A 6445-nucleotide genomic window follows, 5' to 3' on the forward strand; every position below is an offset into this window, starting at 1 on the left:
TTTTCACTAAAGCGCAGAACGAAGGAGTCATCAATGACAAGGAACAATGGTTGTGAAGTTTGCCCTGAAACCAGGACTGGGTAACAAAGCCCTCTGCAGTGATCATGCTGGCAATGAGCAATTCACAAAACGTTGGTGCTGATCTTGAGGGTAGCACCAAGGCAAAAAAATGCCGGGACACCAGGCCCGGGTTCAAACAGCGAGTGGACGACGCAGTAGTTATGTGCGTAAAAAAAAATTGCTGATAGAATGTACCGACACGTTTTATAACAAGGCAAGAGGTCGATGGAAGCCACTAATCTTACCCCGGCTCCAGTGTGGAGAAGAGCTGCGGCCATGTTGTACGATTCTCTGTTAATCCTGGCCCTGTTGTTTATGGCCGGTTTTATTAATCTGTTCATCCAGATTCAGATTTTTGGTGATGAGCAGCTGAAAACGATGACTGAAGAGGGTTACCAGCTCGGAGGCCCCTTTTTCTACGCCGCCCTGCTGGTTATCATTTACGGTTTCTTTGGCTTTTTCTGGACCCGGTCAGGACAAACCCTTGGCATGCAGGCCTGGAGAATAAAAGTGGTCAGCAGTAACAATCATTTGATCAGCCCATGGCAAAGCGTTATCCGTTTTCTGACTGCCATTCCTTCATTGTCGCTTGCGGGTATCGGGATTCTCTGGGCACTCATTGATCATAAGCGGCGAAGCTGGCAGGATCTGGCATCATCATCCAGAGTCATTCTTCTGGAAAAACCGGCAAAGAAAGCCTGACTACAGGCTTCTACCCTCATAGTGCAGTTTCATAACCGAACGGCACTGGTTGCACTACCAGCATTAACGTTCACAGACTCCCGCTTACTCCTGCCAAATACGAACACACCGAAACATTTGCCCAGTGTCGTGTTGCCTTAATCCTTCATGCAGCACGCCTTAACATCACCGCCCCGGCCAGCAGGCAGATGATGACTGGGAACATAACCGACAATACCGGCGGAAACCCGAATACCAGGCTGGATGGTCCCATCAGGTTCTGTACGATCATAAAGATAATGCCGGTGATTACCCCGGAGAAAATCCGCAATCCCATACTGACCGAACGCAAAGGGCCAAAGACAAACGAAATGCCCACAATAACCAGGGAGAGTATGGATAACGGCTGAAGCAACTTTGTCCACAATGCCAGATCATACTCTCCAGCATCCAGCCCCTGCGCTGCCAGATACTGCGTATAAGTGAGCAGGCCGGATATTGGCAATGCTTCAGGCTTGACCACCACGACTTTCAGCAGCGTTGTTGTCAAGCTGGTATCCCAGGGCTCAACAAGACTCCGCTCAGTAATAAACTGCTCATCCTTACGGCGTATGGTGGTGACATTCTCCAGCAACCAGTGATCTCCCTGATAAATCCCCCTTTTGGCAAACGAGCTTTCCTGAAGCTTCATGTCATCATCAAAAACATAACGACTCACGCCGTAAAGCACACCGTTTGGCTCAACGGCATTGAAGTACATAAATTCACGGCCTTCACGGTGCCAGATACCTTCTCCGGTATACGTGCCATCAGCAGAGCGGGCTATCGCCTTTCTGGTCTCGCCAACCTGCTCGGCCATGGGGGCAAGATATTCTCCAAGCATCAATCCGGAAACAATCATGACCAGGGTGGGCTTCATCACCGCCCCCAGAATACGCCACAGTGAAATGCCAGCGGCCCTCATAACCACCAGCTCACTGTTGGACGCCATGGAACCCAGCCCCATAAGGCAGCCCACCAGTGCCGAAACGGGAATCAGCTCGTACAGTTTTTTGGGTATCATCAACAGGGTATAAATCAAAGCGTCCAGCGACTGATAGTTGCCCCTGACATCATCCAACTGCCCCAGGAAAGCAAACAACGCCTCCAGAAATACCAGAATCAGCAGGACAATAACCGTTGCCCCAAGAACATTTCTGGATATATAGCGATCCAGCTTACGCATTTCCAGCCCTCCGGCGCGCCAGCAAGAGTTTGCCCGGCTCAACAAGGTACAACAGCAAAGCAATCAGCAAGAAAAGAATATGAATAGGCCACAGGCCAATATCCGGCGGCAGTCGCCCATCCTCAATCGCTCCACGTCCACTCATGAGCAAAGCCAGGTACAGCAGATACAGCAATATTCCGGGCAACAGCTTCACATAACGCCCCTGTCTGGGATTAACCCGGGCAAGCGGCAACGCCATCAGCACCACAATAGGTATTAATAGAGGCAGAGAGATCCGCCATTGCAGCTCAGCACGATGGCCCGGTGTGTCGGACTCCATGAGTGCTGCCGTTGGCAGAGCCTGCCCCTTGCTGATCTCTTTTCCGGAGCGGCGCTCTTCCATACGAAGACCGTAATTTTCAAACGCAATTTCCCGCAGAGGCAATGCGCCGGGCGTCAGATCATAGCGGTAGCCATCAGCCAATATCAGATAGCGCTGTCCACCCTCTCCTGCATTGGCTTCAATGCTTGCCTTTTGTGCCAGAAGCAATGTCATTGATCCCATGTTATTGCTATTCCCATTACGGTTGGCAATAAAAACCTTGTTCATCTGCTGATGGTCATCGGTCAACGCCTCGGCGTAGGTCACGCGCTGCCAGCCAAACTTCTGGAACCGACCGGAAACCAGGGTATCAAACTCGGTCAGAGCGTCCTGCTCGGCAAAAATTCTTTCAACTTCCTGTATTCCCCGGGGGGCAACCTCAAGGCTTAACAGCGCAACCAGCAGCATAACCCCGACTGCAGGCACCATCGTCATGCCTAATAGTTGATTACGGCTCAGACCACAGGCGCTGAGCACCGTCATTTCGTTATCAACATACAGCTTGCCATAGGCGAGAATAATGCCCAGAAAAAGTCCCAGAGGCAGTATCATGACCAGAAACTCCGGGATCCGGTAACCCATGATGGCAAAGAGGTAGTCCGCTTTCAGCGTCCCGGTTGCTGCCTGTGCAAGGTAGTTCACAAAGCGTCCACTCATGATAATGAGCAATACGACAGACGTCACAGCTAACATAACCTGCAGCATCTGTCTGGACAGGTAACGAAATATGATTAGAGGCATGCCTTGGTGAAATTCATAAAATCAAAACGAACAATTATGCGTCAATCGACGTAAAAAAACGGAATAATCCCCGACTATCTGACATAATCGTAGAATAAACATACAATTAACCCAATGATTTCTACGTTCTGATAGCCGTCCGGATATTACCTGAATATCCCATATCCGAACTAAAGCGTCTGGTTGAATTGGCTTAACCGTATTATTATCCATAAAATCGGATAACTTGTCCCCTTGGAGAGACCATGGAATTTGTTGTTAAGAGTGGTGCCGCAGAAAAACAGAAAACTGCCTGCCTTGTTATTGGCGTCCACAAGAAAACGCTTCCGCCCTCTGCGACAGCCATAGACTCGTTAACTGAGGGGCATCTTGCCGAAATACTCAAACTTGGCGACCTGGATTTCAAGCCCGGTCACTCACTGATACTCCTGCACACCCGGCATGCACCTGTTGAGCGTCTGCTGCTGCTGGCCATGGGTGAAAATGATAAGCCATTAACAGAAGCCGGGTTTAACAAACTGACCGCTAACCTGGCCAGCCAATTGAAGTCGCTGAATGCCAGGGAAGCTACCATTGCCATCGAAGATATCACCGTCGAGGGCAAATCACTTCACTGGATCACCCGTCAGGTGGTTGAAGCGGTTGAGTATGCGTTTTACCAGTTCAGCCAGTTTAAAAACGATACCGGCAAAGGTCCGGGTTTGAAGAAGGTGACACTGCTGGCGGATCGTAAAAATGCCGAAGAAGTGAAAACCGGTCTGGCCCAGGGTCAGGCCATTGGTAATGGCCGGAATGTGGCCAGAACCCTGGGCAACCTGCCAGGCAATATCTGCCATCCAACCTATCTTGCCGATGAAGCCAAAGCATTGGCTAAAAAGCATGGCAAACTGACCACTAAGGTCCTGAATGAAAAACAGATGTCTGACCTTGGCATGAGTTCCCTGCTCTCCGTCAGTGCCGGTTCCGAACAGGAAGCCCGGCTGATCTGCATGGAGTTCAAAAATGGCAAACGAGGTGCCAGGCCTCTCGTACTTCTGGGTAAAGGGATCACCTTTGATACCGGTGGTATCTCCCTGAAGCCTGGTGCCACCATGGATGAAATGAAGTTTGATATGTGCGGTGCCGCCAGCGTATTCGGCGTAATGAATGCCATTATTGAGCTGGATCTGCCCATCAATGTCATTGGTATGGTGGCTGCGGCAGAAAATATGCCCAGTGGCAAGGCAACCCGCCCGGGCGATATCGTAACGTCCATGTCCGGCAAGACCATTGAAATTCTCAATACCGATGCCGAAGGTCGACTGGTGCTTTGTGATGCGCTCACCTACGCAGAACGTTATAAACCAGAAGCGGTGATCGATATTGCCACCCTGACTGGTGCCTGCATCGTTGCCCTGGGCCATCATACCACCGGCCTGCTCAGCAATAATGAGCCGCTGGCTGAAGAGCTGCTCAGTGCTTCCAAAGAAGCCATGGACCGGGCATGGCAGCTGCCAATGGGAGAAGAGTATACCCAGCAGCTGGACAGTAACTTTGCCGACATGGCCAATATTGGTGGTCCTGCTGCGGGTACCATTACCGCAGCCTGTTTCCTGGCAAAATTCGCCGAAGCGTACCCATGGACACATCTGGATATCGCCGGAACCGCCTGGAAATCCGGTAAGGAAAAAGGGGCTACCGGTCGTCCAGTGCCCATGCTGGTGCAATACCTGCTGAATAAAATCTGATTTTTTACTTATTCAGTACTGATTACAGGCCCTGATCGTTTCGATCAGGGCCTGTTTGTTTGCTCAGATTAGTTTATGATTTCCACATGACCAGAGTGACTTTCTACCTTCTTGACAGCAATCTTGACAATAACGGGCATAACGAACAGCAGTTTGCCTGCCGCCTTATCGACAAAGCATGGCGTGGTGGCCTGCCCATGCATATCCATACGGCGGATGAAAGTAGCTGCAAGTCCATGGATCAACTGCTCTGGTCATGGCGGGAGGATAGCTTTCTTCCCCATGGGATCATTTCACCGATCCAGGGCAATACATCGGAGAGTGTACTTTTGGCCAGAGAGTCTCCCATCACCCTGGGGTTTGATCATCCTGTCCTGGCATCAAAGCGGTTGCTGATTAATCTCAGCCCTGAGGTTCCTCCATTCTTCAAAGACTTTGCCCGTGTCTGTGAAGTCGTGGTTCAGAACCCGGACCAGAAAGCGGTTTCCCGGGCGAAGTTTCGGGCATATCGTCAGGCGGGTATAACGCCAGAAGTTCACAATATGTCAGCTGTGTCACATGCCAAATAATATGCCGTTGTGGTTCACAAAAAATCTAATCCGATACCCGTTTCCGCAACTGCTGATTTTTCCATTCCCTTATTGGCTCCTTGCGTTGTTGTTCCACCACGGCAAGGCACCAGGCGAATACCCATATCTTCCGCGGCCTGCCAGAGCGCCGCCTCAATCTCGGGGCTGGTGTACCGGTGGTAAAGGTAGTGATGGTCAGCACAGGTTGTCGTGCCGGAACGAAGCAACTCATAGCATCCCAGACGGGCCGCCAGATACATCAGCTCTGGAGTAACCGCTGGCCAGAAGCGGTAAGGGACAGAAACCAGCCAGTCACCAAGCCCCTGGTTAAGCCCTTCAGGAATCCCCTTTAAGATAGACTGGGCAAGATGATGGTGTGTATTTACCCAGCCTGGATAGACGACACAGTGTGAAGCATCAATGACCCGTCCCTGATGGCCCGGCAATGGCAAAAGACCTTGCCCCAACTCAGTAATCAAACTTTCTGAGATTCGAATATCCGTTGACTCTGGCGAACCCGGCGCAGAAACCGCACTGGCATTCTTTATCAGAAAACTCATAAACAGCTCCAAAATAAACCACAGGGCAAAGGGCTATTGTCCATTATGGTCATTGCCCTGCCAGGCGGATTAATCCTCAATATCATGCCCTGAGTACTCCCGGTGCCGGGCATGAAGTTAAGCCGCGTGATTGCTACCCGGGGACTGGAGAAACGGCAGATTCGCCGTCAGTTTATGGCCTCTGCCGCTGGAATTACGGTGTCATTCTGGTTGCTTGCGCTGTTTCTGATGGTCCTGAAGCTGTCAGGGCAGGCCCTTGGTTGGGGAGGGAAATTCCAGAGCCCCTGGTTTGTTGGCATGTTGACGCTGGTGACTGCGCTTTTTGCCGCCAATATGATGGGACTCTTTGAAATCAGGCTGCCCGGCAACACTCCTGCCTGGATAGCTGCAGTGAACACTCCTGCCTGGATAGCTGCAGTGATAGGGTAGGGAACGTGCTCCTGTAGACAGGTTACCGTTTCCCCCCCTCCGAACCGTGCGTGCAACTTTCACTGCACACGGCTCTCCATGCTGTTACG

Annotated in this window: 7 protein-coding genes; 4 read left to right on the forward strand and 3 right to left on the reverse strand. The window is 51.2% G+C overall.

Going from position 1 to position 6445, the window contains the following annotated elements:
• Positions 1 to 285: 285 nt before the first annotated feature.
• Complete coding sequence (locus KDK15_RS02265; protein WP_257293745.1) at positions 286 to 762, forward strand: RDD family protein; 477 nt, start codon at positions 286 to 288, stop codon at positions 760 to 762.
• A 145-nt stretch (positions 763 to 907) separates the two neighbouring features.
• Here KDK15_RS02265 and lptG read toward each other — a convergent pair whose 3' ends face one another.
• Positions 908 to 1966 carry an LPS export ABC transporter permease LptG gene (lptG, locus tag KDK15_RS02270; protein WP_257293746.1) on the reverse strand — a complete coding sequence of 353 codons (1059 nt, stop codon included), beginning with the start codon at positions 1964 to 1966 and terminating at the stop codon, positions 908 to 910.
• Positions 1959 to 3071 carry an LPS export ABC transporter permease LptF gene (gene lptF / locus KDK15_RS02275; RefSeq protein WP_257293747.1) on the reverse strand — a complete coding sequence of 371 codons (1113 nt, stop codon included), beginning with the start codon at positions 3069 to 3071 and terminating at the stop codon, positions 1959 to 1961. The genes lptG and lptF overlap by 8 nt, the downstream gene beginning before the upstream one ends.
• Positions 3072 to 3316: 245 nt before the next feature.
• Between lptF and KDK15_RS02280 the strand changes: the two genes are divergently transcribed.
• Both KDK15_RS02280 and KDK15_RS02285 read left to right on the forward strand, forming a co-directional pair.
• Positions 3317 to 4798 (forward strand): leucyl aminopeptidase, encoded by a 1482-nt coding sequence (locus KDK15_RS02280; protein WP_257293748.1) that lies wholly within the window; start codon positions 3317 to 3319, stop codon positions 4796 to 4798.
• A gap of 86 nt (positions 4799 to 4884) precedes the next feature.
• Entirely contained in the window at positions 4885 to 5367 is a 483-nt protein-coding gene (locus tag KDK15_RS02285) for a DNA polymerase III subunit chi (protein ID WP_257293749.1), read from the forward strand.
• Positions 5368 to 5381: 14 nt separating this feature from the next.
• On the opposite strand, the gene KDK15_RS02290 is transcribed toward KDK15_RS02285, so the two are convergent.
• Positions 5382 to 5927: an amidohydrolase family protein gene (locus KDK15_RS02290; RefSeq protein WP_257293750.1), complete on the reverse strand. Its 546-nt coding sequence runs from the start codon at positions 5925 to 5927 to the stop codon at positions 5382 to 5384.
• A 111-nt stretch (positions 5928 to 6038) separates the two neighbouring features.
• Here KDK15_RS02290 and KDK15_RS02295 point away from each other — a divergent pair, with 111 nt between their 5' ends.
• The gene (locus KDK15_RS02295) at positions 6039 to 6356 is read left to right on the forward strand and encodes a hypothetical protein (protein ID WP_257293751.1); all 318 of its coding nucleotides are present in this window, start codon (positions 6039 to 6041) and stop codon (positions 6354 to 6356) included.
• The last annotated feature ends 89 nt before the right edge of the window (positions 6357 to 6445 follow it).

The sequence above is a fragment of the Endozoicomonas sp. YOMI1 genome (genome assembly GCF_024606345.1).
Lineage (GTDB): Bacteria > Pseudomonadota > Gammaproteobacteria > Pseudomonadales > Endozoicomonadaceae > Endozoicomonas.

Coding starts and splice junctions, on each gene's coding strand:
- KDK15_RS02265 (WP_257293745.1), top strand. CDS start 286: ATGGAAGCCACTAATCTTACCCCGGCTCCAGTGTGGAGAAGAGCTGCG.
- lptG (WP_257293746.1), bottom strand. CDS start 1,966: ATGCGTAAGCTGGATCGCTATATATCCAGAAATGTTCTTGGGGCAACG.
- lptF (WP_257293747.1), bottom strand. CDS start 3,071: ATGCCTCTAATCATATTTCGTTACCTGTCCAGACAGATGCTGCAGGTT.
- KDK15_RS02280 (WP_257293748.1), top strand. CDS start 3,317: ATGGAATTTGTTGTTAAGAGTGGTGCCGCAGAAAAACAGAAAACTGCC.
- KDK15_RS02285 (WP_257293749.1), top strand. CDS start 4,885: ATGACCAGAGTGACTTTCTACCTTCTTGACAGCAATCTTGACAATAAC.
- KDK15_RS02290 (WP_257293750.1), bottom strand. CDS start 5,927: ATGAGTTTTCTGATAAAGAATGCCAGTGCGGTTTCTGCGCCGGGTTCG.
- KDK15_RS02295 (WP_257293751.1), top strand. CDS start 6,039: ATGAAGTTAAGCCGCGTGATTGCTACCCGGGGACTGGAGAAACGGCAG.